The organism is Aestuariibacter sp. A3R04, assembly GCF_018860805.1.
In the GTDB taxonomy this organism is placed as follows: domain Bacteria; phylum Pseudomonadota; class Gammaproteobacteria; order Enterobacterales; family Alteromonadaceae; genus Alteromonas.
This window is the reverse complement of record NZ_JAHKQR010000002.1, coordinates 329,976-356,421: the sequence shown is the minus strand read 5'-3', so window position 1 is coordinate 356,421 and position 26,446 is coordinate 329,976. Positions and strand designations below refer to the sequence as shown.

Here is a 26,446-nt window from a genome sequence, read left to right as displayed (position 1 = left end):
TCAGGGAGACTGTCAGGTGGCCGAAACCGGGAATATCCTTACTACACTAAAGCGCATTGTTCAGGAGATGAACCAGATCCCCGAATTGGATCAGGCGCTTTTTCGTGTGGCAAGCCGGGTAAAGCAAACCATGGAGGTCGATTCCTGTTCTATCTATCTTGCCGATGAAGAAAAACAGGATTTTATCCTAAAAGCCACTGACGGTTTGCATCCGGATGCAGTGGAAATGGTGCGAATAGGTTTCTCTGAGGGGCTTATTGGGCTCGTGGGTCAACGTGAAGAACCCCTAAATATTGAAAACGCCCATAAACATCCGCGATTCAAACACTATCCAGAGGTGAAAGAAGAGAGCTACAACGCTTTTCTCGGTACGCCAATAATCCATCAGCGCCGTGTGTTAGGCGTGATCACCATGCAACAACAAGCCATGCGCCGGTTCAGCGAGAACGAGGAAGCCTTTCTCGTAACCTTGGCGGCACAATTGGCGCTAGAAGTCACCAATGCAGAGATACGTGGGGCGTTGAGTAACAGCTCGTCTGTGGAGTCAATGCCGATACAAAAAAATGTACGTGGCATTCCAGGGTCACCAGGTTTAGCAATAGGCACGGGGTTTTCCACTGACAGTTCTATTACCCTGAGAAACTGGGTAGTCAAACGAGCCTCTGATCCAGACCTGGAAATTCGGTTGTACCGGCGGGGCGTTGAACTAACCCGAAAGCACGTTGATATATTGTCAGAACGCCTTGATTTGGGTATTCCCGATGACGTGAAATCCATTTTTCAGTTGTATCATCACTTGCTTGACGCCAACAGCCTTGGTCGGGAAGTGGAAGCAAAGATTCGCGAGGGGTGGGATGCAGCATCGTCGTTGAAAATGGTAGTGGAAGATTACGCCGCGCGTTTCCAGAATATGGAAGACCCGTATATGCAAGAGCGGGCTATTGATATAGTAGATTTGTCCAATCGCATTCTTATTAATATTCTCTACGAAGAGAAAGGCCAACAACCCTCTGCCCGGGAAGCCACACAGCCTAGTATACTGGTGGCTGAAGAAGTCAGTGCGTCAATGCTGGCCGAATTTCCCCGTCAGTACCTGCAAGGCATCATTTCAATTCGCGGGTCGAATAACTCCCACGCTGCTATTCTTGCCAGGGCAATGGGCGTACCGGCAGTAATGGGCTGCCAAAACGTGTCCCCTGCACTGTTGAATGGAAAAGAGTTGTTGTTAGACGGTTATTCAGGTGAAGTTATTGTCTCTCCTGAGGCCACCATTCGCAGTGAATTTGTTCAGCTGATAGACGAAGAAAAAATTCTCTCAAAACGCATAGAGGCCGATGCTAACCTGGCGAGTGAAACCCAGGATGGGTGCCGCATCGCACTGTACGTCAATGCCGGTTTGTCTGCCGATATCGAAGCAACGCAGTTTGCCAATGCAGATGGCATTGGTCTATATCGTACCGAGATCCCGTTTATGCTTCGTCAGCGCTTCCCCTCGGAGCAAGAGCAGGTAGAGTTATATCGGCAAATTCTGATGGCAACACCTGAGCAGACGATTACCATGCGCACACTGGATGTGGGCGGAGACAAACCCTTGCCATACTTTCCCATAAACGAGGAAAATCCGTTTCTGGGCTGGCGGGGGATAAGGCTTACACTTGATCACCCTGACATTTTTCTGGTACAAATTCGCGCTATGCTAAGGGCCAGTATTGGCCTCACTAACCTACAAATAATGCTGCCTATGATCTCCTCGGTGTCGGAGGTGGACGAAGCCCGTCGTCTTATCGAACAGGCTTTTGACGAAATTTGTGATGAAATCAAGCACACAGATAGGATGCTGAATAAGCCCAAGCTTGGCATCATGTTAGAGGTGCCGTCTGTGTTGTATCAGTTACCTCAACTTGCCAAACAAGTTGATTTCTTTTCCGTGGGCAGTAATGACCTTACTCAGTATCTTCTTGCTGTTGACAGAAACAATACCCGTGTTGCCGGTTTGTACAACAGTTATCATCCAGCGGTGTTGAGCGCGCTCTACGACATCGTAAAGCAATCAGATGCCAATCAGGTGCCGGTCACTGTGTGCGGTGAAATTGCCGGTGAGCCAGGTGGAGCAATTTTGCTTGTTGCTATGGGATATCGAAAGTTGAGTATGAACGCCCATAATTTGAGAAAAATTAACTGGGTTATTCGCAATGTAAGTCTGCATGATTCGCGAATGCTATTGACTAAGGCCCTGACCGCTTCTGCGCACGAGGAGGTATTCAGTCATATCAACCAGTACCTGGAGCACCGGGGGCTTGGGGGTTTGGTAAGGGCAGGCTCCTGATCCTCTTAAGCAATCGTCAATTCATCTATTCCTGTAATTTCTGCGTCATCCCGGCTGTTTTTTTGTGTTACGCTACCCCCGTTTTTTAAGGAAGAGGCCGAATGGATCCCATTACAATAATTGTTATTTCCTGTATGGGGATAGGCTTGGGTGTTGGACTTCTGGCAGGTATGCTGGGGATAGGCGGTGGGCTCATCATCGTACCGGCGTTGTCTTACCTGATGGTGCATTTTCTCGGTGTTGATACCGACACGGTTATGCCCATGGCCATAGGCACGTCCTTATCGACGATAATATTTACCAGTATTTCATCTGCCAGGGCACATTACCGGCTTGGTAATTTAGACCCATTTATCATGCTCTGGTGCGGATTGGGCATTGCTGTTGGTTCGGTGGGAGGGGCTTTGCTTGCCACTTCCATTTCCGGTCATACTTTGAAAAATGTTTTCGCTGTTCTTGTTATTGCGGTAGCCATGCATATGCTATTCGGCAAACGACAACCATCAGCTCATTCCGCCGGTAAAAGTAGTTTAGCGGCTGTCGGTGTAGCAACAGGCGGCGTCAGTGCACTTATGGGTATTGGCGGTGGGGCTTTGCTAGTCCCTGCGCTAGTGTGGCTTCAGGTGCACATTCGTCAGGCCATTGGTTGCGCTGCATTTAGTGGGCTGGTTGTTGCCGTGTTTGGCAGCGCCAGTTTTATTTTCAGCGGACATGGCGAGCAAAACCTACCGGCCCATGCCATAGGTTATGTATATTGGCCAGCAACACTGGGGATTGTTATAACCTCAGTGTTTACTGCGAATATAGGTGCTAAGTTAGGCCAGAAAATGAATACGAGTTTATTGAAAAGAATTCTTGCCGGCATACTGGTGCTGGTGAGTATACGAATGATTGTAGGATTAGAATAAACCATGACAGAAAGCAGTTATCTGGTATTTCCGAATATAGACCCGGTCATTTTTAGTATTGGGCCGTTGAGTGTACGCTGGTACGGCATGATGTATTTGGTGGGGTTTATCGCTGCGTACATGCTGGCACAGAAACGTCTTTCGCAAACTAACTGGAGCCGCGAACAACTCAGTGATTTGTTGTTTTGGAGTTTCGTTGGGGTGATTCTTGGCGGTCGCATTGGCTACGTGCTGTTCTATCAATTTGGGATGTTCTTAGAGGATCCTACATACCTGTTTCGTATATGGACCGGGGGGATGTCTTTTCACGGCGGACTTCTGGGGGTTTTGGTGGCCCTCGCATGGCAAGCCAAGCGCATGAATGCTACTTTCTTGCAAATCGGCGACTTCGTAGCGCCCTTGGTTCCCATTGGTTTGGGTGCTGGACGAATAGGGAATTTTCTCAATGCTGAGTTGTGGGGACGGACAACGGATGTACCTTGGGCAATTATCTTTCCCGGCGCGGGTGAGCAACCGCGGCACCCGTCTCAACTCTACGAATTTGCTTTAGAAGGGGTAGTGCTGTTTGCCATTCTCTGGCTCTACTCAGCCAGGCCAAGGCCAACCGGTTCGGTAGGTGGCTTATTCTTATTAGGGTACGGCAGTTTCCGTTTCATTGTGGAGTATTTCCGCGAGCCCGATCAGCACATTGGGCTTTATTCCATGGGACTTAGCCAAGGGCAGTTGTTGTGCATTCCCATGATTTTATCAGGTCTCGGGTTGATCGCCTGGGCCTACAACTACCGGCCAGTAAAGCAGGAAAAATAAAGCAAACTTTGTACGACGAAGCGAATGATAAAGGCCAGAAATCGGGTAGCAAGGTCGTGGTAAAAACAGGCTAATTTTAGCATTTATAAAGGTGGCGAAACGAAATGAAGCATTTACACCCTGAAGAACAATACTTGGATATGCTACAACTGATCCTTGATACGGGGAGTGAAAGGGTAGACCGAACCGGGGTAGGTACGAAAGCCATCTTCGGCCATACCATGCGGTTTGATTTGTCAGAAGGTTTTCCAGTATTTACTACTAAACGTGTTTTTTGGAAAACGGCGTTTAAAGAAATGCTATGGATGCTATCTGGTGGCTCGAATATTCGGGAACTAGTTCAGCAGAATGTACACATTTGGAGCGACTGGCCTTACAAGAAATTTATTGACGCCCAACCTGAAGGCAGCGCAGACAAATCATTGTCGATGGCAGAGTTTGAACAACGGGTACTCGACAGCGATACGTTTGCTGAAAAGTGGGGTGATCTCGGCCCCGTATATGGCAAGCAATGGCGCCACTGGCGAACAGAAGATGGTAAGGAGATAGATCAAATTTCCCAGGTTGTTGATCTGCTCAAAAATAATCCGTCTTCGAGACGAATTTTATTTGATGGATGGAACGTTGGGGAGTTAGACCAGATGGCTTTGCCACCCTGTCACAAGCATTATCAATTCTTTGTCGACCCAAATACCCAAAAGTTATCTGGTGCCATGGTGCAACGTTCCGCTGATGGTTTTTTAGGGCAACCCTTCAATGTCGCTAATTTAGCATTTTTAACCACTTTGCTGGCCGAACAAACAGGTTACGGTGTGGGCGAAATAGTATGGTTTGGTATGGATGTTCATATTTATATGAATCACATCCAACAGGTAAATGAGCAATTACAACGACAGCCTAAAACTTTTCCTAAATTAGTAATAAAACGTAAGCCCAATTCATTATTTGATTATACGATAGATGATTTCGAACTTGATGGTTATGACCCTCACCCTGCGATAGCAGCACCAGTTGCGGTGTAAGGCAGCCTCAATCAATGGTCGGGCTAGAGAGATATAACACTCCTGAGAAACTAACATCGTTTCTTCAGGAGTTGCTCAGTCGCAAAAAAGCTGCCGACGCATAAGGTTAAAATAGCTCGTTCTGTCATCAAAAAAAATATGGTTTTCAACACTGCTCCTTATCTAATTATCGCGGTTTTGATAAATACCAGTGGTGCAAAAATGTTGTTGCTCACTTTGAAAGTGACTTAGTTGAAAAGGAAGGAGGTGATATTACAGGGGTTAACTCAGAATATGGCACTCCAACCCGACTTAAAAGGCTATTAGAAAAGCTTAAAAATGACTTGACCACTACAATTTTTCGACAGCAAGGTTAGTAATTTTAAATGGAGCGATATTACTGACACTCACCTGCTGGAATTTCGGGACGACAAGCTAGATGCTCAAGGTAAAGCAAGCAGCTATGTATACAATATCCTTCGAATAGTCTTCGAGTTTTTGGCTTGGGCGGAAACCAACAAAGTGGTTCGACGCCATGTTGCTATTTACAACGACGATAGAACTTATTCGGTCTCCTCTGTTAAGTCTGAAAAGGGCTATTGGAAGTGGCCTCACCTGCCAAAAGTAACCTCTGTAGTGGCATAGTGAGTTTGGCGTGATATTAGAGCACTGTAATGAGAAAGCAGCCATTCACGTTGCACAGCAAATTTGCGATAAAATGGAGTCATTTCGCTTCGTTCACAACAACCATCGGTTCCGTATTGGAGCGAGTATTGGTTTAGTTACAATGGATAAGCGTTGGCCAACAGCCGCATCCCTTATGCAGGCGGCGGATAGTTCGTGCTTTGCAGCGAAAGATGCAGGCCGCAATCGAGTGCACGTTTTCTGCGATACAGATCACGCCATCAGAACCCGGCATGGCGATAGGGCTTTTCATGACTATGTGTGTGGCCTTCTAGAGAGGCTCGAGCCACTTTATAGAACTAAGCTGTGTATGGAAATTACGGAAACGGTCGCAATTACGAACCTTACAGATGCTTCACTATTTATTGAACGTTTGAAGAATTTCGGAGTTCGAATTGCATTGGACGATTTTGGAGCAGGCGCATCTTCGTTTGGCTACTTAAAAAACCTCGATGTTGACGTATTGAAAATTGACGGTCAATTTATTCAAGACCTCTTGACTGATCCTTTAGATGAAGTTGCGGTTCGCTGTTTCGTCGATGTCGCCAATGTAGTTGGGCTCCAAACAGTCGCTGAGTTTGTCGCCCAAGAAGAAGTTCTTGCGAAAGTTAAGGAGCTTGGGATTGACTTCGCACAAGGCTTTTTGCTCCACCGCCCGGATGACATCGGCAACTTATTTAACGGCAAACCAGGAGGCGCTTGCGGTAAATATAACACTGAACTTCTCTTGACGACGAGGTAACGCATCTTCTACCAGAGTGGTCGTAGCTCGGCTATATAGGCTTTTTGTTATACAAAGTAGACCTAAAACAAGAAGTTGTTTATGCTACCTATTCTGTGCGAATAGGAAGGCAGCCTCAGCTGTCTAATTTAATAATAATAATACTCTGTATACTCTGCTCAGTTTCTGAGCGCAGTTGCTACCTGTTTTCAGGAGGTAAGGATGGCCACACCTGTACTGATATGTGACGATTCCGCATTTGCCAGAAAGCAAATGGCGAGGGCTATCCCCGATGGCTGGGATGTCGCTATTTCGTTTGCCAGTAATGGAAAAGAAGCCATTGGCGCGATACGGTCGGGAAAAGCTGACGTCATTTTTTTGGATTTAAATATGCCGGTCATGGATGGCTATGAGACTATGCAATACATCCGGCAACACGATTTACCTTGTTTAGTGATTGTGGTTTCTGGTGATGTGCAGCCAAGTGCTCGTGAGCGAATGTTGGCGCTAGGTGCCCTCGACTTTATTCGCAAACCCATCGACAATCAGAAACTTAATGCATTACTATCTCAATACGGTATTTACACCGGTGATAGTTCTGCATCCAAGCGTGAAGTCGCGGTGGGCCAGCAGCAATTATCCTCTATTCATGACAAAATTGATGTTTACCGTGAACTGGTGAATGTTGCAATGGGTCGGGCTGGCGAAAGCCTGGCTCGGTTGTTGGGGGAGTTTATTGATTTACCCGTACCCAACGTGAACCTGATCGAGTCCAATGAACTGCATATGGCTATTGCAGAAATAGGCCGCAATGAGCGGGTCTCAGCGGTATCGAAAGGATTTACCAGTGCCGGAATACGGGGTGAAGCACTGGTTATCTTCAGCGACACGAAAGTAGAAAATATCATTGATTTACTCAATTACGGCGGTCACGCTGACAGTGAACAAAACCAACTAGAAGCCTTGATAGACGTGTCGAATATTCTGACTGGTGCGTGTTTGAACGCACTGTCGGCACAACTCCATGTTGCGTTCAGTCACAGTCATCCTATTTTACTTGGTCAGCACAATGAGCTCGACGAACTTCTCAGTGGCAATGGCATGAGGTGGGGAAAGGTTATGGCGGTGGAAATCGCGTATGCCATCAAACACAAAGACATCAGCTTTGATATGCTGCTTTTATTCCCGCAAACGGCAATGGATAAGATATTTAGCCGTTTGATTGAAGAGGAGTGTGTTGCATGACCGAGGTTGTAAAACACATGCACCTACAGAGTGAGCTGCTCAGTTCCATCGAAGTGGGTATAGTGGTGTTAGATCGGGATTTTTGCATAGAGGTGTGGAACCAGTTTATGGAGAACCACGCTGAAAAACTGTCAAGTGAGGTTTTGGGAAAGTCGCTTTTTTCGTTGTTTCCAGAAATTGAACGCTCGTGGCTAACGCGCAAGGCACAACCTGTGTTTAACTTGAACACGCCTGTGTTTATCATCTGGGAACAACGTCCGTACTTGTTTAAATTTGCCACGTCCAGACCTATTACATCTGATGCCAAACAGATGTTTCAGAACATCACCATGTTTCCGTTGACTGCGCAAACCGGAGAAGTGGAAAGAATGTGTATGCTGGTTTACGATGTTACCGATCAGGCGCTGAGTAAATTGCGGGTGGAACGGCTAAATGACGAGCTCAAACACATGAGTCGGGTTGACGGTTTAACTGGGCTTTTTAATCGTCGTTACTGGCAAGAGCAGTTCGAGCGACTTTTCAAGCTGAGCCTCAGACGGGAGACGCCCTCTACAGCGCTAATGCTGGACATTGATCACTTTAAGAAAATTAATGATACGTACGGGCATCAGGCCGGCGATGAAGTGATTAAAACCCTGGCACAAGTCATTCGCAAAAGTATCAGAGAAACGGATTTACCAGGGCGCTACGGGGGAGAGGAGTTTGCGATTGTGCTGGTTGATTCCTCCGCGCACAACGCCCATTGCGTAGCCGAACGCATTCGCCGGTTGTGCGAGGCCATGTTTATTGAATTTGAAGGGCGGCAAATTCAATTCACAGTAAGTATCGGATTATGTGAATTTAGCCCGAAATATCCTTCGCCAATGGCGTGGCTGGAAAAAGCTGATCAAGCACTTTATCGGTCAAAAAACAATGGCAGAAACCGCACTTCGTGCGCGCCAAGTACAGCATCCGAAGTTAAGCCAATTTAGTTTACCGGCTTGCAAAGAAGAAGCTTTAGGGTATTTTTTAGTTCCTGATAAGCAACGGGTTTAACCAAGTGATATCTCATGCCTGTGGCCAGGGAGCGCGCTCGATCGGTCTCGTAAGCACTGGCTGTTACGGCAACCATTTGTGCCTGAGTACCCTGTTCGTTCAAAATCGTAGCTACTTCAAAACCACTGATATCCGGCAAGTTTAGATCCAGTAGGATAACATCATAGTGATTATTACCCGCTTTTGACAACGCCCGCTCTCCGTCTTCTGCTACGTCTCCGCGATATCCGAGGTTTTCTATCATGTCTAACAGAATTTCCGCATTTATTGGTTCGTCTTCCACTATGAGTATTGAGGCCGAAGAAGGTAACGGAGACAGGGTATATCCAGGTTTAGACAGGTATTTAAGGGCATCGATAAACCGATTTCTATCAATGGGTTTAACAAACACCTGCCAAGCATTAATTTCTGAATTCGAAACAATGTTGGCGATTTGGGGAGCTGCTGATACCAAAATAAGCGGTGGTGTGTGTTTGCCGAGCATGGCTTGTAAGTAATTCGCCAGCTCGGTACCGTTAATTCCAGGCATAAAATAATCGGTAATGATACCATCGTAGTCTTTAATTACATCGCGATTACTGAGGAGTTCTGCACCGGACTTGTATGTGTCTACTGCAAAACCTTCCTGTTCAATCATGTACGAGAGATGTAGCCTGGTAATTTCCTGGTCATCCACCACTGCAAATTTTCCTTTTGCAGTTGCGACAGGATGCTTTTCCTTTTCGCTGGGCATTTGCAGGGGTACAGACAGGCAAAACTCTGATCCGGAATTCAGTGCACTGACGACGGTAATGTCGCCACCCATTTCTCGTACCTGATGTCTTGCAGCATACAGCCCCACGCCAGCTCCACTATAGAGCTTGGGTTTATTGTGAGCTTTGTAGAAGCGGTCAAAGATGCTTTCTTTCGCAGCATCATCAATACCAATTCCGGTATCCACTACGCGAATTTGCAAAATGAGCTGGCCATCATTTACGGCAACCCGGTTATACACAGAAATAATGCCATGGTGAGTAAACTTAACGGCGTTATCCAGCAGATTTTTAAACGCTTTGCTCAACGGAGAGGGCGAGCCAACGACTAAATGCGGTAGGCTTGTTTCATTAAATACTTCGTAATTTAGGCCCTTTTCCTGGCATTGATAGAAAAAATGACTAAGGGCATCGTCGAGGAGGCGTACCAGGTCAAACTCTTCTTTGTCTTTTTCCTCGTCCAATTGCCGGTTTTGCATACTGTCAACGAGATTATTGGTAAGCATAAGCAGGCGGAAACAAGACTGTTCAGCTCGCTGGATAAGTTGCTCCCGTTTTTCCTGCATGTTTGGAAGCAGCTCCAGGACGCCTATTATCGCGGAGATAGGTGAGCGAAATTCATGGCTCATGCTGGCGAGAAACTCTTCTTTTGTTGCTACCAGTTTATTGATTTGCTCTTTTTCAAGTCTTGCATCTAACTGGGCTCTTTTGACCTCATCGAATTGTGCTTCAATCAGCCGACTCAGCGGTGTAAATAAAAGTCTTACAGCGAAAATGACAGACAGCAGTGTGAGTACCCACGAAATTAAATGCCACCAGTGATTTTCTCTTAAATTCTCGGAAAGTTGTTTTTCGAACAGAGAAACCGCAAGATCTAAATTATCTAATATCTGTTTCGAAGACTCTGGCCCAATGGGCTGGGCGTCCATAGCCAGGGGTAACGATAAACTGGCCAGGTGTAGCGCCTGTTCAGCGTACTGACTGACCTGTCGGTCTAACATTGCTGGTGGAGAAAAATACAGGGCTTCCAATTCACCGTTGAGTGCATTGAACTCTTCGTTTACCGGCACTCGGCCTACCAGTATTTCATGGTTGTGCAGGAACTCACGGGTTAGCGCAACGAGCTCTGATTTCAGCGGTTCCCCTTTCGCTTTTGCTGGCTCAGATACCAGTGCATTGCCAACCAGGGCAATACGCTGAGACAACATGCGTTGTTTGCCTGCAATATTGATTATATATGGCTGACCCTCCAAAGAATAAAAATAATATTGTGTCCAGACAAACCAAAAAGTCAGCAAGGCAATGGTGAGGGAAAGCGTAACAATATAAGTTTGTTTGATTTTCTTGCGCAACAGATCGAAGCTTTTCATAACACTATCACTTGTTTTCTATCGCAAGGAACGAAATATGCAGATGAGCTGCAGTCAAGGACGAATACCTACACAATCCAGTGGGCAGACACCTTTACCTTCGAGAAATACCAGGCAGTTTGAAAGTTCATCGACCATGTAAGGATCGTGGCGGAGTTTTTCTTCCGACCAATAATGCAGTTGATGAAGCACATGCCAAAATACACGCTCTTTAGGCGTGTACGGTTGATCCTGCTGATAATCAACCAAACTCCATTCTTCCATCGTATCCCAGAAGAATATTTCTAATTCAGAATGTGGAACTTCCTCTTGCCAAAAACCGCGAAGATAAAAACAGAGCTGGGCGGCCTTGGTATCAACGAAAGACATAAGCATATTGGGTGGCCGTCTGATACCTTATTAATGGAAATTATTATAGTCGGTAAACTGAAATTTTCATTGAATTAGAATAAAAAGTAAACATCTAATTGAATATTCAACAAATATAATAATTGACTTACTTTTTATAAGGATTTACGAAGGCTACCAACCCAGGTACTGTAGCCAACCTTTTATTTCTTTGTAAACAACTGTCGTAAAATCAGACGTATTCTGGCTGTGGGAAAACAAGGCCATCTCGTTTAGCTGTTTTTGCCTGTAGTGCATTTTTAGGGTTTTGTTCACTGCTGTTTGACGGGGTTCTGCGGAATTTCGATGAGCAAAAAAAAGATCAAGGACCGGCGCGGTAGAGTTTGCCATTTTCTCTGTTATTTTATTAGCAACATCAACTTGCGGCCAAAATGGATTGATTGTAATAAGAGAATCGACGCGAGGAATACGCTCGTCCGCAGCAAGTAACGTCAACAGTGATGCTTGCATTCCCTGACTAATCAATAGCCGGTATCCAGGAACGGTATTGACATGTTCAAACGCGGCTTGCGCAAGTAAGGTTACTTCGGCCTGCGCTGTATCTGCGTTTACCGGAGGTGGCGATGCCACTGCACGGGGGTGCATTGCAGATGCCAGGTCGTCGTTGTTTTGTTGCGGTTGGACGGCTTCTGTTATTGAAAGTAGTGATGGGATAATAAGGGTGTGCCAACCTGAACGGTTCAGTTTCTTCGCTAGCGCACTGGCGTTGTGAAGGGTAAGCCCTCGTTGTCCTGTATCCAGAAAAATAAGGGCAACGCCACGACTCAAGGGAACGGTGGGTTGGGCGGCGAATACAGGAACGTCTTTTTCACCGACTAATAGCGTGCTGTATTCTTCGGGTAAATACTGCTGCTTGATGTCGTCAACCTGCAACGCGGATCCGCGGTTTAGATACACCACACACAGCAGAAAAACCATTAGTCGACGCACGTTTTCACCTTCAGTTGGACACAGCACCTGTATACACGTACCACGCGTTACACTATTTATCGGCGTGGTACGAGTAAACTTAATGGTACATTTAAGGTTTGTCTATCTCCAGCGGTACAGGAGTATGCGCCATAAAGGGGACAACAGAAGAGAAACGACACCATTCGCCGTTTTCCGGATGTTGTAATAACAAGGTTTCAGCGTGAAGTTGCAACCGTGGAGCCCGTGCTTTGGCTTCTTCGTGGGCGTATAGTCGGTCGCCTAAAATAGGGTGGCCGAGGGCCAGCATGTGCATGCGAAGCTGGTGAGAGCGACCAGTAACCGGTAGCAATTCCATCCATGTTTCATTTTCTAACCGTTTAATGACTTTGAAATGGGTCAGGGAGGGTTTGCCGTTTTCATAATCGATTTTCTGTTTCGGACGGTTAGGCCAGTCCACTATTAATGGAATATCTATACTGCCCTCATCGGGTGCTACTATGCCGTCTACCCGCGCGTAGTAACGTTTCTTAGTTATTCTGTCTTGAAATTGTCTGGATAGTTTTCGGTGGGCATCTTTGTTCAGAGCCATCACCATTACGCCAGAGGTGGCCATGTCAAGGCGATGCACAACCGTTGCAGTGGGCAACACGCGCTGAACACGGGTTATCAGCGCGTCTTTATGGGCAGGTTGTATGCCGGTAACACTCAACAAACCGCTTTGCTTGTTTGCCACAACAATGTCATTGTCGTGGTGAAGTAACTGCAGATAAGGCGTGTAAGGCGGTTGGTAAACAAAGTTTTTTTTCATGGGGCGTTACGGGTTATTTACCACAATACGCAACCCGTCTAATTGCACGGAGGCTTGCTGCAGTGCTTCTGTGAGCGCATCACGTTGTGACTCAATAAAAGCAATTTCACTGTCTCTGACGGCAGGGTTGTGAGCTTGTAAATCTCTCAGGCGCTGGGCTTGTGCTGAGAGGGTGTCTGTCATTGTTGTAATTGCATCATGCTGGATTTGATTAGCGAGGCGCTGTGCCATAACCGCTGCTTTTTCAATGTGTTGTGTTAGAGGTTGTTGAAGCGCTTTAATTAACTGCTGGGCAATTTTTCTACCAACGGGACGGCCCACGTCAAAAGTGAGATCTGCGTCGTTACCTTGTGCGTCTAAACACAGACGTATTGGGGTTGCGGGCAAAAAACGTCCAGGTTGCAGTTTTTTCTCTGCATTCGCTTGTAATACAAACAGAGCCTCGAGCCAGTATGCGCCTTTGGGTAGCGCTCTATCGGCAATAAAGCCAACACTGGCTTTGCCCAGCGTATCCGAGAGCACCATATCTATAGCATTGTGCACGAGCGGGTGGTCCCAGCTGAGAAAATGAACATGCTCCAGAGTGGTGGCAATACGACGGCGATACGTTACCGTCATACCTTCGGGGTCGAGCCCCGGTAAATGGTTTACCATTGATTCAGAAGGAGTAAGGATAAAACAGTCATTGCCTTTCTCTTCCTGAGTGACGCCTAGTGCGTCAAATAGCCTACCCATAAAGCGAGATAGTTCCACGGAAGCATCCTGCTCCACAATGTCTTCGATAAGACCATCAACACGGCCTTCACCCGATGCATTCAGTTCCAGCAAGCGATCCCGACCAGCGTCTAACTGCGCTTTTAAGGTTTGATTGAGAGCAAGGCTGTTTTCTATTAGTTCTGACACTAAAATATCATTTTCTGGGTCAAGACAGGCTTCAACCAGTTTGTCCTGTAGTTCGTCAAATACTCCCGACCCCGTGGGGCAGGTATGCTCAAATGCATCAAGTCCGTCGCGATACCATTTTAGCAGCACAGATTGCGCCGTCTGCTGAATGAAAGGGACATGAATTTGGATATCTTTGGTTTGACCTATTCTGTCTAAACGACCTATGCGTTGCTCAAGTAAATCTGGGGTAAGGGGTAAATCAAACAATACCAAATGATGGGCAAACTGGAAGTTGCGCCCTTCACTGCCAATTTCACTACACAACAATATCTGCGCACCTTCCTCCGGGTCGGAAAAATAATGGGCGGCTTTATCGCGTTCAACAATGCTCATGCCTTCGTGGAAAACACTGTGTCGAATACCGCTTCTGGTTCGAATGACTTCGCCGAGTTGCTGGGCGGTGATTTTATCAGCGCAAATCAGCAGTACTTTTGCAGGGCGAACAGTTGGCAGAAAGCCCAGTAACCACTCTACTCGGGGGTCGTGATCGAACCAGCTGTTTACCAGCGTAGATTGACGCTCGGGATACAGGGCATTAAAGAGTTCTCCGCCATACACGGCACTGTCGTATATTTCCGGTAGCGCCAGTGGGTAAGTACTCAGTTGCCTGACGGGAAACCCTTCAATTCCCGCCCGTCGGTTACGAAACAATAAACGCCCTGTGCCGTGAGTATCGATGAGCTGACTGATTGCCGCTTGTCGGGAGTCAGTACTATTGATGTCATCAAATCGAGCCATGATTTCCGGGGCTACAGCGTTGAGTGCATCTATGGCTTCGTCGGACAAAGGCTCGTCATCCAGTAAAGGCGTTACTGCGTCGGCCAATGCACTGTATTGGCTTTCTTCCTGCAAAAAAGCGGCGTAATCGTGAAACCGCGCGGGGTCAAGTAGCCGCAAGCGGGCAAAGTGACTTTCATGGCCAAGTTGATCAGGGGTTGCGGTTAACAGCAATACGCCGGGTGTGGTATTGGCCAGTGCTTCAATACGCTGGTATTCGACTGACGGTGCCTGTGCTGACCAGGCGAGGTGATGTGCTTCGTCAACCACAAGCATGTCCCAGCCTGCTTCTAAAGCCTGTTGATGACGCCTGGCATTGTCTTTCAAGAAGTTGATGCTACACAATACCAATTGATCACTTTCAAACGGATTGCCGCCAGCATCGTCAAGTGCTTCACAGCGACTCTCATCAAAAATAGCAAATGGCAAATTCACCCGGCGCAACATTTCTACTAGCCACTGATGAACCAAAGAATCAGGGACGACAATAAGTACACGCTGAACTTTTCCGGTTTTCAACTGGCGATGAATGATCAGTGCGGCTTCAATAGTTTTACCCAGCCCCACTTCATCAGCCAGCAACACGCGTGGCGCATGGCGGCTCCCCACTTCAGAAGCGATGTGCAACTGGTGGGGAATGAGTTCGATACGGGCGCCCGACAAACCAATGGTGGAAGATTTGAGATAAGCGTGTTGGTTGCGCAGGGCATTTAACCGCATGTCAAACCACTTGGGCGCATCGGTTTGGAAGTTAAAGAGACGTTGCTCAGGTTGATTTAACTTAATGTGATTGTCCAACTGCATTTCAGGTAGTCGTGCGCTGGCTTTAGTGTCTTCGCGCAAACCGTGATATATCAGTACACCATTGGATTCTTCAACTTTTTGCACTTGTAAGGTCCAGCCGTCCTGACTGGTAACAGTATCGCCTTCGCCGAAGATGAGCCGAGTCAGCGGGGCATTTTCCTTGGTATACATTCGGCTTTCGCCGGTGGCTGGGTAGAAAATCTCTACCGAGCGGAAGTCGACACTCATCACAGCGCCTAAACCCAACTCGGACTCGGTGTTGCTCAACCAGCGCTGCCCCGCGGAAAATGTATTAACTGAACTCATAGCGATACCTTAATTTTTTGCGGCCGGTATTGTACTGACACTACCGGTACGAATAAAGGTGAACTGGCGTTTTTTGGGCAATTCTTCCCGCGACAGTGCTTGCCATATAAAAAAATAGCAAAAAAAAGTGCTAAGTTGGTAAAACTGGATTATGGTGGAAATGAAAGTCGACGCGATACGGAGTAGATAATCCGGTTCGACGGTATCCATCTCTCCTAAGCGAGACTCTTTACTGCACGTCAGTCATCGACGGGCTTAGATTTCTCTTGTCGGAGCGAAGGATGCCAAGAAAAAAATCCACAGACACCAAAATTTATGTCTTAGATACAAATATCCTGCTACACGAACCTCTTGCTTTCCTCTCTTTTAAAGAACATGACGTTGTTGTTCCAATGACAGTGTTAGAAGAACTTGATTACATCAAAGACAGCAAGAAAGATGTTGCCAGAGATGCGCGCGTATCTATTCGATCCATGGAGGACTTACTCCACGACGCCACACCAGAGGATATGTTGGCCGGTGTTTCTATGGAGGGGATGGGAGCGGGCGATAATAAACCTTCCGGGTCGTTGTCGATTTTTGCTGATTTAAATATGGCAGAATCGCAGCAGATTTTTACCAGTAACGAAAATGATAACCGCATCATCAACGTGGCCCTGCACCTGCAGAAAACGTACGCGCCCCAGCAAGTAGTCTTAGTAACCAAAGATCTCAATATGAGGCTGAAAGCCAAAGGTGCTGGCTTGGCGCATGTGGAGGATTATCGTACTGACCAGCTTATTAGTGATATTAAGTACCTTTCTAAAGGCTACCATCAGTTTGAAGGTAACTTTTGGGAACAGGTTAAGTCTGTTGAAAGCAGAAGTGAGGGTCGCGACACCATTCATACTATTCCCCGTACGGTGATGGCCGACCCCTACATAAACGAATATTTACTTGATGAATCAAAGCAGTTTGCCGGTATTGTGGAAGCCATGACGTCTGACACATTGGAAGTGTTGGACTTAGGCTACGAACGCCTCATGAGTCGGCACGCTTGGGGGATATCACCTAAGAATATCGGTCAGGCAATGGCGTTGCATTCTCTTCTCGATCCACATATTGACCTTGTCATCCTTACTGGGCCAGCGGGAAGCGGTAAAACATTGCTGGCGTTAGCGGCGGCCCTTGAAATGGTGGTGGAAAAGAACATGTACGACAAGATTATCGTAACCCGTTCTACGCCAGAAATTGCTGAGTCCATTGGTTTTTTACCTGGCACGGAAGAGGAAAAAATGGCCCCCTGGCTGGCGGCGATAACGGATTCTCTGGAAGTGCTTCACAAACACGATGAAAACGCGAAGAGTTCTATGAACTACATTATGGAAAAAGCCAATATTCAGTTTAAATCGGTTAACTTTATGCGCGGGAGAAGTATCCAAAATTCCATTGTGATCCTGGATGAATCACAAAATCTTACGGCGGCACAATTGAAAACCATAATTACGCGCTGCGGTGAGGGTACAAAGTTAATTTGTTCTGGAAACCTGGCGCAAATCGACAGCAATTATTTAAGTGCTGTTACATCGGGTTTGACATATCTCGTTGAGCGTTTCAAAAACTTCTCGGGCAGTGCCACTATAAATCTGGATGGTGTAGTGCGTTCTCGTCTGGCGGAGTTTGCAGAGCAAGAGTTATAGCCAAGGAAATCACACTGACGTTCTAAGCCCCCGGCGCGTGTTTGGGGGCGATAGTGCCAACGTAGAATTCACAGTGAGAAGGAATGTTGAGCCACGGCGCTGGTTATTTTGTTGGGGAGCGAATAGCCTTTTGAGATAAATAAGGTAATGACAACGTAAAACATGTGGTTGGTGACGGGGATAACGTTAGATTGGCAGAAATATGAGGTAAAATTGAATGCACAATAGATAACCCCAGCCCGCTGCCCTGAGTATCAGAATTGGCTTTATAGAACCTGGTACTCAACAGGGAAAGTGATATATCTTTGAGTGACTCACCTTCGTCACGTATGTGTACTTGCACTAATTTTTCGGCAACAGTAATAGACACCATCACGGCCCCCATGCCATGACTATACGCATTTTCAATTAAGTTATTAAATACTTCAGTAAACAGGTGTGCAGAACCCCGGCATTCTAAATACTCAGCTTCCTGTGGAATATCTAACGAAAGTCTGCGGTTATTCTGTTCAAAGCGCGGAAGTTGCAAAGCACACGAATGTCTCAAACACCGGGAAATCTGTGCAGTTTGCTCGGTAGTCACGTGTTCACCATCATATTCAATGCGCGCTTATTGCGATGTAAATACACATTTTCAACGACGATAAAATCGTCATTCATTGCTTGAGGACGCCGCAAAAGCGCTCTGATCCGCGCGTGTAGCTCAGCAAATTCAAATGGTTTTATTAAATAGTCGTCAGCTCCGGCATCAAGCCCGTCGATCTTACTTTGCAATGCATCCCGCGCGGAAAGAATGATACAAGGGTTAGTGTATTTCTTTTGATTGCGAATAGTCCTTAGTAAATCAATACCATTGCCGTCGGGTAAACCCAGATCCAGAACAATGAGGTCATACTTAACGTGTTGTATAAACGCTCGCGCTTCTGTACACGAATCAGCCGCATCAATGGTGTATCCATTTGCGGCTAGTTTGTCGTTGAGCAACTCACGAAGTGCTTGGTTATCCTCAATGATCAGTAGTTTCATAGCTGTATTTACACGTGTTGTCAGGTTGTGGTCAGGTTTAGACTTTAGTCTAGCGAATGATAATCATTATCTATTAGGTGGGTGAAGTCTTTTTATGTCAAGTAGTAAAATCCTCAATGCAGTTATGCTGCCAAGAAAGCCGCTTTTGTAGCGTTCAATTGCGGATGTGTTGATACGTACAAGCTTGGCGACGGTGGGAAATTTAGCAGTTGTGGCTGTTTACACGGGGCTCCTTGCCGTTACCCTTCCTCTTCCCAGACCGGATGCTGTGCTGCTCGCAACCATGCTTGGGTTTGTTATTTTCTGTGCAGTTGTTATCGTTGCTTTTAAGTTGCCAGGGGGCAAAGCGGTCTTCCAGTTTATCGCCATTCTCGCAGGTATAGGGTGTGGCGGACTATTTCTACTGGAAAAGGCACCATGGTAAGCAAAATGGAAAAAACGCCACAACCTAATTGGCGTCAGAGTAGCAGTTGGCTACATACCTGGCTGGGCCCACTATTTGGGTGGATACTTTTTATTGAATTTTTTCTAACGTGTATTTTCCCTGAGCAATGGCTAACGCGGTGTTGTCTGCTACTTGGCCAATTTTTAGTTTTGCAGGCCCTGTGGGCTCAATAAGTACATAAGTTTCACCGTTGGCGTTAAGTGTCTTTTCTCCCTTGCGTGGTGTAAGGGCTATGCCGAGAAGGGCGTGATCGGGCAGAAGAATCAGTACCATGGGAGTATCAGGTAAGAACGCCCGGGCAATTGACGCGGTGAGTACCGACTTACTGTCACAATCTCCCCGGTTTTCATTTAGCAGTTGTGCGGGAGGTGCGAAGCCTGAACCGTTGCTCTGTATTCGATTGTCAAGCGCGTCATAGGGAATACTCTGCACCCATCCCAGTAACAAATTGAAATATTCCCTGGCGTCAGATCTCACCACGACTTTTTCGTAAAAAGCTTGCGATAACGGTATCAATACGTCAGTGAGTTCTTTCATATATCGAACGTGGTCAGGCTTGATGGCCTTTTCATTGAAAGATGTGCGATAGCGGGTGTAGTAATGTTCATGAAGGTAATCGTTCAGCGCTTTTTCTTTCGCCTCTGTCAGGTGAGTTTGCACAGCTTTGAGTTTTTCTTGGTCTCTGGAACGCACACCAATGGCCACTTTTTCACCCTGCTGACGGATAGTAATGGTCGCATCACGCGGGTCGTATCCCCGGGCTATTTTTAGCAATTCGACGCTAACATAGCGCATGGCCAGTGTCGGCTGGTAGTTTTTCTGTTCTAAAGGGCTGGCAGCTAGTTTTTCGGCATTAAGGTTAAAATTGATTGCCTGCGTCTGTTTGTCCGCATCTACCCATTGATAGTGATAGGTTAGCATGCCACCCTGCTTGGAACGATTAAAAGACAGTTGTTCTGCATTGGCTTGATATACAAAGCAAAGCGAAATGATCAAAACGATAGTGCGCAAACCTCGTTCCTTTCACATTGAATAGGGGAGAGCCGATATTTCTATAATAGCTCAGTATACGCCATCGCGATGAAATAACTATGTTTAACCGAGACGGTCACATAGCTTAACGCATTCAATGAGTAGTAATCACCTCTGATGGCAACGACGCTAATTTAATTGCGTTGTGAACCAATCCAGTTTCGAGTGCAACGACACTACGGAGCCAACAATAATTAATGTAGGCGGGCGCATCAGTGGCGTTTGAGGGTTGTCGTTAATCGTTGCCAATGTGCCGGTTACCACCTTTTGGGCGTCTCGGGTTGCTTCCTGAACCAAGGCGATGGGGGTGTCAGCATTCAGTCCGTGCTCAATCAACTTTTCGCAAATAATGGGTAAGCCAGTAAGGCCCATGTAGAACACAAGAGTTTGTCCTTGCTGAGCAAGAGCTGGCCAGTTGAGATCGATAGTACCGTCTTTCAAATGGCCTGTAGCAAACGTTACTGATTGCGCGTGATCCCTGTGGGTAAGTGGAATGCCTGCATAAGTACTGGCACCGGACGCGGCTGTAATACCAGGAACAACCTGAAAATCAATATTCGCAGTAATGAGTTCCTCAATTTCTTCTCCGCCGCGGCCGAAAATGAACGGATCGCCGCCTTTTAAGCGAACTACCCGGTTGCCTTTTTTGGCTTCTTCCACCATCAACGAGTTAATTTGCTCTTGGGGTAATGTATGATTGCTCTTAGCTTTGCCTACGTAAATTTTTTCTGCGTCACGGCGAACCAACTCCAAAATTGCTGGTGAGACTAAGCGGTCGTACACCACAACATCGGCTTTTTGCATCAGTCGCAGAGCGCGGAAAGTGAGTAGGTCTGGATCTCCAGGGCCAGCACCAACCAGGTATACCTGACCTTGTGTTTTCTTCTCTTCTTTGGCTGCGTCAAGTGCTTCAAGGAATGCCTTTTGTGCCTTATCGTCCTGACCTTTTTCCACCATTTCAGCGATGTCACCGTCGAGGATATCTTCCCAAAAATAACGACGGGCAGTAACGCCCGACAGGGTAGCTTTGACTTTCTCGCGAAATTTTTCAGAAAACGAACCCAGGCGGGCGATATTACCTGGAATGACGGTTTCGAGCTTCTGGCGCAAATAGCGCAGTAATACTGGGGCAACACCACCGCTGCTCATAGCAACAACGATGGGAGAGCGGTCGATAATAGACGGCGTAATAAACTGGCACAGAGGCGTATTATCAACAACGTTCACCAGTACTTCACGGGCGCGGGCCTGGTCGTGAACATATTCATTCACCACTCCATCACTGGTAGCCACAAAAACCATGGCTTTATCTATCAGATCGTCATCAACAAAGGCGCGTTTAACAAGTGTAACTCTGGGGTTGTTGGCATAGGCCTTAACGGTGTCACACATCCAGGGGGCCACTACGGTTACCGACGCGTCTGATTTCAATATTAACTCTAGCTTGCGCGCGGCCACTTCTCCGGCCCCAACCACGAGTACCTGCATTGCCTTGGTGTCAATAAAAACCGGAAAATAACGCATGAGTGCTACACACCTGTAATAGTAAATACACAATAAAACTAAGCGTATATTCTGACGCTTTACAGCAAAATTAAAAAATCCATTTTCTGCCTAGTTATTTCTTTTTGATATAAAAAAGGCAGGTTTTATTCACCTGCCTTAATGGATGCGATTTGTTGGGACGCTAGCTTTTGCGAGGCCCACGTTTTTTAGGTGGCGTGTCTGACCACTCGCGAATTGCCAGACGCTGGCCCGCTACGCGTGTGTTTTGTAATAACTCTTTGGTTTCCCGCGGCATGCCTTCCGGCAAATCCACAGTGCTGTAACGGTCGTAAATTTCAATAGCACCAATGTTTTTACTGTTGATATTGGCTTCGTTGGCAATAGCACCTACAATATTTCCTGGCTTAGCGCCATGGGTATGGCCTACATCTATGCGGAAACGTTGCATTCCGGCTTCCGGCTTGCTGCTTCCACGTTTGTTCCGTCTGTCGCCACGTTCCGGACGATCGCCCTTATTACCACGTCTTTCACCACGGTCTGCACGATCACCGCGATCTTCTCGTTGCGGCTTGCTGTGCAGGTCAGGGCGATCAGTTTCTTTTAACAACAGAGGTTCATCACCCTGGGCCAGTTTAATTAACGCGGCAATCAAACGCTCTGGCGAGGCTTCAGTTTCTTTCTGCAAAGACTCAACAATCGGCATCAGCGATTCTAAGCTGTCATCTGTAGTAGCTTCGCTAACCGCATTCTTAAACTTGCTCAGACGAGTTTCGTTCAATTCGCTAATTGAAGGTATCGGCATGCGCTCGATAGGCTGACGGGTAGTTTTCTCAATAGCGAAAAGCATGCGTTTTTCACGATGTGAGATAAACAAAATGGCTTCACCATTTCGTCCGGCACGGCCAGTACGACCAATGCGGTGAACGTAGGATTCGGTGTCGTAAGGCACATCAAAGTTAATTACGTGGCTTACGCGTTCAACATCCAGACCCCGGGCAACCACGTCGGTAGCAACCAGAATATCAATCTTGCCCTGTTTCAGCTTTTCCACTGTTCGCTCGCGAGCATTCTGCGGAATATCGCCGTTTAGTGGCTCAACATCATAACCACGGGCAGATAATTTGTCTGATAATTCAACTGTCGCTGTTTTCGTTCTTACGAAAATGATGACCCCATCGAAGGGTTCAACTTCCATGATGCGGGTGAGTGCTTCGAGTTTATGATGTGGTGCAACCTGACAATAGCGCTGGCGAATAGTACTGGCGGTACTGACTTTTGATGCAATTTTTACATGCTTTGGGTCTTTCAAATAACGCTGAGTAATTTTTTTGATGGGACCAGGCATGGTGGCAGAAAACAATGCCGTTTGCCTTTCTGCTGGCGCGTGGCTAAGAATGGTTTCCACATCATCAATGAAGCCCATACGAAGCATTTCATCAGCTTCATCTAAAACCAGGAAGCGAAGTTCACTTAAGTTTAACGTTTTGCGTTTAATGTGGTCGATAATCCGGCCTGGTGTGCCAACCACAACCTGCACTCCGCGCTTAAGCTGGCGGATCTGGTTATCATAAGACTGACCACCGTATACAGGCAGAACCTTAATTTTCTGTGAAAAGCTGGCATAAACCTGAAAGGCTTCGGCTACCTGAATGGCAAGTTCGCGTGTAGGAGCAAGTACCAGCAGTTGCGGGAGTTTTGCTTCTGGGTCTATATTAGCGAGCATAGGTAACGCAAAGGCCGCTGTCTTACCGGTACCTGTTTGTGCCTGACCTAGTAGGTCATGGCCTTCAAGTAGTAGCGGAATACTTTCAGCTTGAATTGGTGATGGCTTTTCATAGCCAACCTTCTCCAGAGCTTGTAAGATGCTTGGTGGTAAGTTGAGGTCTTTAAATGTCAGCTCGACAGTATTTGTCATTAAGGATCCTAATGAATGTAAGGCGGGCACGGCAATTGCCGGCATGTGTAACTAAACGGATATTATATTCCATTCGCATGGCGGTTGCCACGGAATTACTCGACAGGGTTGTGTCTGAGTGGCGAAGAAACGCCTAGTTTTTGAATTTCGTACTAATTTCTGTATCAATCGCGGCGGCATTATACGCGTTGTACAGATTTAGTACAGCAATTTGATGGATTAGCCAGTAAAAAAGGTAAAAAGGATGAAGAGTAACAGAGCAGGAAAGAGGTTATTGATATCTCTGGCCGTATCGGCATGCCTGAGTATGAGTTTGAGCGGCTGTGGAAAGAAAAGCACAGAAGAGCATCTTGATGCTGCCAGGCAGTTCGTCGCTGCCAATGATAGTGAGGCTGCGATCATCGAATTTAAAAACGCGGTAAAGAGTAATCCCAAAGCACCTTTGCCTCGTTTTGAACTGGGAAAACTCTATTTGCAAATGGGCGATTACGAAGGCGCTGAGAAGGAACTGAATCGCGCCATGGATCTGGGACATTCGGCGTCTGAGGTCATTCCGCTGTTATCTGTAGCCTATCAAAAAACCGGTGCTGAGAACGCCTTAGCCGATGTGGACTATCGGATGGAAGGCATGAGTGCGGTGGAATCGGCCGAGGTTGGTTTCTACAAAATGCAGGCGCTGGCACAATTGGGTAAGAACGACGATGCGATGGCGCTTATCGACGACCTCGAAAAACTGGATACCAGTTCAGTTTATCGGGGGCTTGCACTTGCCTATCGCCACATTATTAACAATGAGAATGAAGCCGCAGTAGCATCATTGAAAACGTTGCGAGAGCAGGCTCCGCAAAATAAAGACGTATTACAGCAACTTGGCAAGCTCGCCATGGCAACAGGTGATAAAGACACCGCCTTGGATGCGTTTGAAGACTATGTCGATTCCAACCCCAATGATCTAACCAGCAAGTTTGTATACATCACACTGTTAATCGAACAGGGAAAAACGGAACAGGCCGAGCCTATGGTGGATGAAATGCTTGCTCTTAATCCTGTGCATCCTCTTTTGAATCAGTACAAAGGCATCATTGAGGCCAACAGCGGCAATTATGAACAAGCCATTGCCCGTTTTAAAACGGCTATTCAGGGCGGGCAGGACAACGACGCAATTAAGCTAGTGGCGGGGTATTCAGCCTATCAGATGCAAGATTATATTCTGGCGAACAAATATTTAGCCGAGGTTGCCCCGTCATTACCACCTGAACATCCGGCGTTGCGTTTGTATGCCGACAGTCTGTTGCAGTTGGGAGAGGGTGAAGTCGCGTCTCAGGTGCTTAACCGGGTCGATGCTAAAAACGAAGGGGATGCAACACTATTTTCCAAAGCGGGCTACCAATTGTTGCAACAGGGAAACCTGGTTGATGCCAAAGCGATGATTGAGAAATCCAGTGAAATGTCGCAAACCGCAGAAGATCTCGCTCGCTTAGGTGTGTTGCAGTTGTCGATTAACGACATTGAAGGGCTAGTTAACCTGGAAGCGGCTGCCGCTCAGGCTCCGGATTCTATTGTTACACAGCGCACGCTTATTACGGCCTATATGAGTACAGGAAAGTTCGACGAGGCCAATGCTGCCGCTCAGGAATGGGCTGAGAAAGAACCAGATAACCATGTGCCCCACTTGTTCCTGGCTGAAATAGCTTTCAAACAGGGGGAAAAAGCGCTCGCAATGGAGGAAATAGACAAAGCAGAAGCGCTGCAGCCGGAAAATGCTGATATCGAGATCGTGCGGGCAAGACTGCTTCTCACCGACAGTGATTTTGACGGTGCGGTTGAAGTTCTCAATAACGCTCTGACTGTTTCACCGGGCAACGGGGCAGCGTTAACACTGCTTTACACCATTGCATCTCAATACGATGCAGCTGATGAAGGCCAGGTAGCACAGCAAATTCTTACACAGCTAAAACAACAACCTGATAATCTGGGGCTGCGCCTTCTCGCTGCTCGGGTGTCCTTCACTAAGGAAGATTATCAACAGACACTGAACCTGCTTGAACCGGTAGAAGAAACCGCTGAAACGCCCAAGGTCTACTGGAACTTGAAAGGTCAGACACTCATGCGAATGAATGACCTACTGGGCGCTAAGGGGCATTATGAACAGTGGTTGTCACTGTATCCTCAGGACAAAACTGGTGTGCTGGGTATGTTGTTACTGCTGGACGCCGAACAAAAGTACGGTGATGCGTTGAGTCTGACCAATGCGTTCCTGAGCAAGCGCCCCGATTCACAAATACGTCTGTTAAAAGCACATTTTCTAGCCCTTAGTCGGCAAGGAAAAGCCGCAAAAGCGATAATGGATGATATGCCCGACAGCGTAAATACACTGCCTTTGGTACGCAGCATAAACGCCAGAATTGCATTGCTTGAAGGCAAGAAAATGGAGGCTCTTGAGGATGCAAACGCTGCATATGAGGCAACGCCTAACGCACAAAATGCTATTTTGGTTGTTGCTGTTTACGAAAGTGCAGGTCAATCGGACAAGGCGCTGGCATTTATTGAAAAACACCTCGAACAGAAACCTGACGATTTGCGTGTCGCCATGATGTATGCCCAGCGCTTTATTGACAAGGACAACACCAAGGCAAAAGCGGTATACAATGACATTCTGAATAAGTCTCCCGATAATTTCGTGGTGTTAAATAACCTGGCATATCTGTATTATCAGGATGGTGAGTTGGATGAGGCTGCACCACTTGCGAAGCGGGCGGTGGGTTTACAGCCGCGCAATGCTGACTCGGTTGATACATTGGCGCAAATCACCATTCAGCAGAATAAATATGAAGAAGCGCTGTCGATGTATGATGCGGTGATTAGTGACGACAGTCGTGTCTCTGACACCGTGTATTTAAACTATGTTCAGTTGTTGCTGGACATGGGAAGAAAAGAAGTTGCCCGACAAAAAATACGTGGCAAAGATTTTGTCACTGAGGCTGGTAAAGAACGCGCAGAGAGAATGCGGGTTCGCTACAGTCTGTAACCAGTG

20 protein-coding genes are annotated in these 26,446 nt (G+C 46.9%); 10 read left to right on the top strand and 10 right to left on the bottom strand.

Going from position 1 to position 26,446, the window contains the following annotated elements:
- Positions 1 to 34: 34 nt before the first annotated feature.
- The 7 genes from ptsP to KO518_RS04765 all read left to right on the top strand — a co-directional run bounded on the left by ptsP (position 35) and on the right by KO518_RS04765 (position 8,663).
- Positions 35 to 2,326: a phosphoenolpyruvate--protein phosphotransferase gene (ptsP, locus tag KO518_RS04795; RefSeq protein ID WP_216024736.1), complete on the top strand. Its 2,292-nt coding sequence runs from the start codon at positions 35 to 37 to the stop codon at positions 2,324 to 2,326.
- Between the two features lie 101 nt (positions 2,327 to 2,427).
- A complete protein-coding gene (locus KO518_RS04790) occupies positions 2,428 to 3,234 on the top strand; it encodes a sulfite exporter TauE/SafE family protein (RefSeq protein ID WP_216024692.1) in 807 nt (268 codons plus the stop codon).
- 3 nt (positions 3,235 to 3,237) lie between these two features.
- Positions 3,238 to 4,041: a prolipoprotein diacylglyceryl transferase gene (lgt, locus tag KO518_RS04785; RefSeq protein ID WP_216024691.1), complete on the top strand. Its 804-nt coding sequence runs from the start codon at positions 3,238 to 3,240 to the stop codon at positions 4,039 to 4,041.
- 104 nt (positions 4,042 to 4,145) lie between these two features.
- Positions 4,146 to 5,063, top strand: coding sequence for a thymidylate synthase (gene thyA, locus KO518_RS04780; RefSeq protein WP_216024690.1), 918 nt, complete (start codon positions 4,146 to 4,148; stop codon positions 5,061 to 5,063).
- A 634-nt stretch (positions 5,064 to 5,697) separates the two neighbouring features.
- A complete protein-coding gene (locus KO518_RS04775) occupies positions 5,698 to 6,468 on the top strand; it encodes a GGDEF domain-containing phosphodiesterase (RefSeq protein ID WP_216024689.1) in 771 nt (256 codons plus the stop codon).
- A gap of 201 nt (positions 6,469 to 6,669) precedes the next feature.
- The gene (locus tag KO518_RS04770; RefSeq protein WP_216024688.1) at positions 6,670 to 7,692 is read left to right on the top strand and encodes a response regulator; all 1,023 of its coding nucleotides are present in this window, start codon (positions 6,670 to 6,672) and stop codon (positions 7,690 to 7,692) included.
- The gene (locus tag KO518_RS04765) at positions 7,689 to 8,663 is read left to right on the top strand and encodes a diguanylate cyclase (RefSeq protein ID WP_216024687.1); all 975 of its coding nucleotides are present in this window, start codon (positions 7,689 to 7,691) and stop codon (positions 8,661 to 8,663) included. Before KO518_RS04770 ends, KO518_RS04765 begins: the two co-directional genes overlap by 4 nt.
- Here the strand turns inward: KO518_RS04765 and KO518_RS04760 are convergent.
- The 5 genes from KO518_RS04760 to rapA all read right to left on the bottom strand — a co-directional run bounded on the left by KO518_RS04760 (position 8,660) and on the right by rapA (position 15,809).
- Positions 8,660 to 10,849 carry a response regulator gene (locus tag KO518_RS04760; protein WP_216024686.1) on the bottom strand — a complete coding sequence of 730 codons (2,190 nt, stop codon included), beginning with the start codon at positions 10,847 to 10,849 and terminating at the stop codon, positions 8,660 to 8,662. The genes KO518_RS04765 and KO518_RS04760 overlap by 4 nt on opposite strands.
- A 54-nt stretch (positions 10,850 to 10,903) precedes the next feature.
- Entirely contained in the window at positions 10,904 to 11,224 is a 321-nt protein-coding gene (locus tag KO518_RS04755) for a hypothetical protein (RefSeq protein WP_216024685.1), read from the bottom strand.
- Between the two features lie 147 nt (positions 11,225 to 11,371).
- Positions 11,372 to 12,187 carry a DUF3530 family protein gene (locus KO518_RS04750; RefSeq protein WP_216024684.1) on the bottom strand — a complete coding sequence of 272 codons (816 nt, stop codon included), beginning with the start codon at positions 12,185 to 12,187 and terminating at the stop codon, positions 11,372 to 11,374.
- 91 nt (positions 12,188 to 12,278) lie between these two features.
- Complete coding sequence (locus tag KO518_RS04745; protein ID WP_216024683.1) at positions 12,279 to 12,977, bottom strand: pseudouridine synthase; 699 nt, start codon at positions 12,975 to 12,977, stop codon at positions 12,279 to 12,281.
- A 6-nt stretch (positions 12,978 to 12,983) separates the two neighbouring features.
- Positions 12,984 to 15,809, bottom strand: a complete 2,826-nt coding sequence (gene rapA, locus KO518_RS04740; protein ID WP_216024682.1) for an RNA polymerase-associated protein RapA — start codon at positions 15,807 to 15,809, stop codon at positions 12,984 to 12,986.
- A 281-nt stretch (positions 15,810 to 16,090) separates the two neighbouring features.
- On the opposite strand from rapA, the gene KO518_RS04735 reads away from it, so the two are divergent.
- On the top strand, positions 16,091 to 17,488 hold the full coding sequence (locus KO518_RS04735; protein ID WP_216024681.1) for a PhoH family protein: 1,398 nt from the start codon (positions 16,091 to 16,093) through the stop codon (positions 17,486 to 17,488).
- A gap of 103 nt (positions 17,489 to 17,591) precedes the next feature.
- Here the strand turns inward: KO518_RS04735 and KO518_RS20070 are convergent, their stop codons facing one another.
- Both KO518_RS20070 and KO518_RS04725 read right to left on the bottom strand, forming a co-directional pair.
- Complete coding sequence (locus tag KO518_RS20070) at positions 17,592 to 18,071, bottom strand: HAMP domain-containing sensor histidine kinase (protein WP_216024680.1); 480 nt, start codon at positions 18,069 to 18,071, stop codon at positions 17,592 to 17,594.
- Positions 18,068 to 18,514: a response regulator gene (locus KO518_RS04725; RefSeq protein ID WP_216024679.1), complete on the bottom strand. Its 447-nt coding sequence runs from the start codon at positions 18,512 to 18,514 to the stop codon at positions 18,068 to 18,070. Before KO518_RS04725 ends, KO518_RS20070 begins: the two co-directional genes overlap by 4 nt.
- A gap of 211 nt (positions 18,515 to 18,725) precedes the next feature.
- Between KO518_RS04725 and KO518_RS04720 the strand changes: the two genes are divergently transcribed.
- Positions 18,726 to 18,938 carry a hypothetical protein gene (locus KO518_RS04720; RefSeq protein ID WP_216024678.1) on the top strand — a complete coding sequence of 71 codons (213 nt, stop codon included), beginning with the start codon at positions 18,726 to 18,728 and terminating at the stop codon, positions 18,936 to 18,938.
- Positions 18,939 to 19,028: 90 nt separating this feature from the next.
- On the opposite strand, the gene KO518_RS04715 is transcribed toward KO518_RS04720, so the two are convergent.
- The 3 genes from KO518_RS04715 to KO518_RS04705 form a co-directional block, all read right to left on the bottom strand.
- Positions 19,029 to 19,970 (bottom strand): hypothetical protein, encoded by a 942-nt coding sequence (locus KO518_RS04715; RefSeq protein WP_216024677.1) that lies wholly within the window; start codon positions 19,968 to 19,970, stop codon positions 19,029 to 19,031.
- Between the two features lie 150 nt (positions 19,971 to 20,120).
- Positions 20,121 to 21,515 carry a siroheme synthase CysG gene (gene cysG, locus KO518_RS04710; RefSeq protein ID WP_216024676.1) on the bottom strand — a complete coding sequence of 465 codons (1,395 nt, stop codon included), beginning with the start codon at positions 21,513 to 21,515 and terminating at the stop codon, positions 20,121 to 20,123.
- 163 nt (positions 21,516 to 21,678) lie between these two features.
- A complete protein-coding gene (locus tag KO518_RS04705; RefSeq protein WP_216024675.1) occupies positions 21,679 to 23,412 on the bottom strand; it encodes a DEAD/DEAH box helicase in 1,734 nt (577 codons plus the stop codon).
- 244 nt (positions 23,413 to 23,656) lie between these two features.
- On the opposite strand from KO518_RS04705, the gene prsT reads away from it, so the two are divergent.
- Positions 23,657 to 26,440: an XrtA/PEP-CTERM system TPR-repeat protein PrsT gene (gene prsT, locus KO518_RS04700; RefSeq protein WP_216024674.1), complete on the top strand. Its 2,784-nt coding sequence runs from the start codon at positions 23,657 to 23,659 to the stop codon at positions 26,438 to 26,440.
- The last annotated feature ends 6 nt before the right edge of the window (positions 26,441 to 26,446 follow it).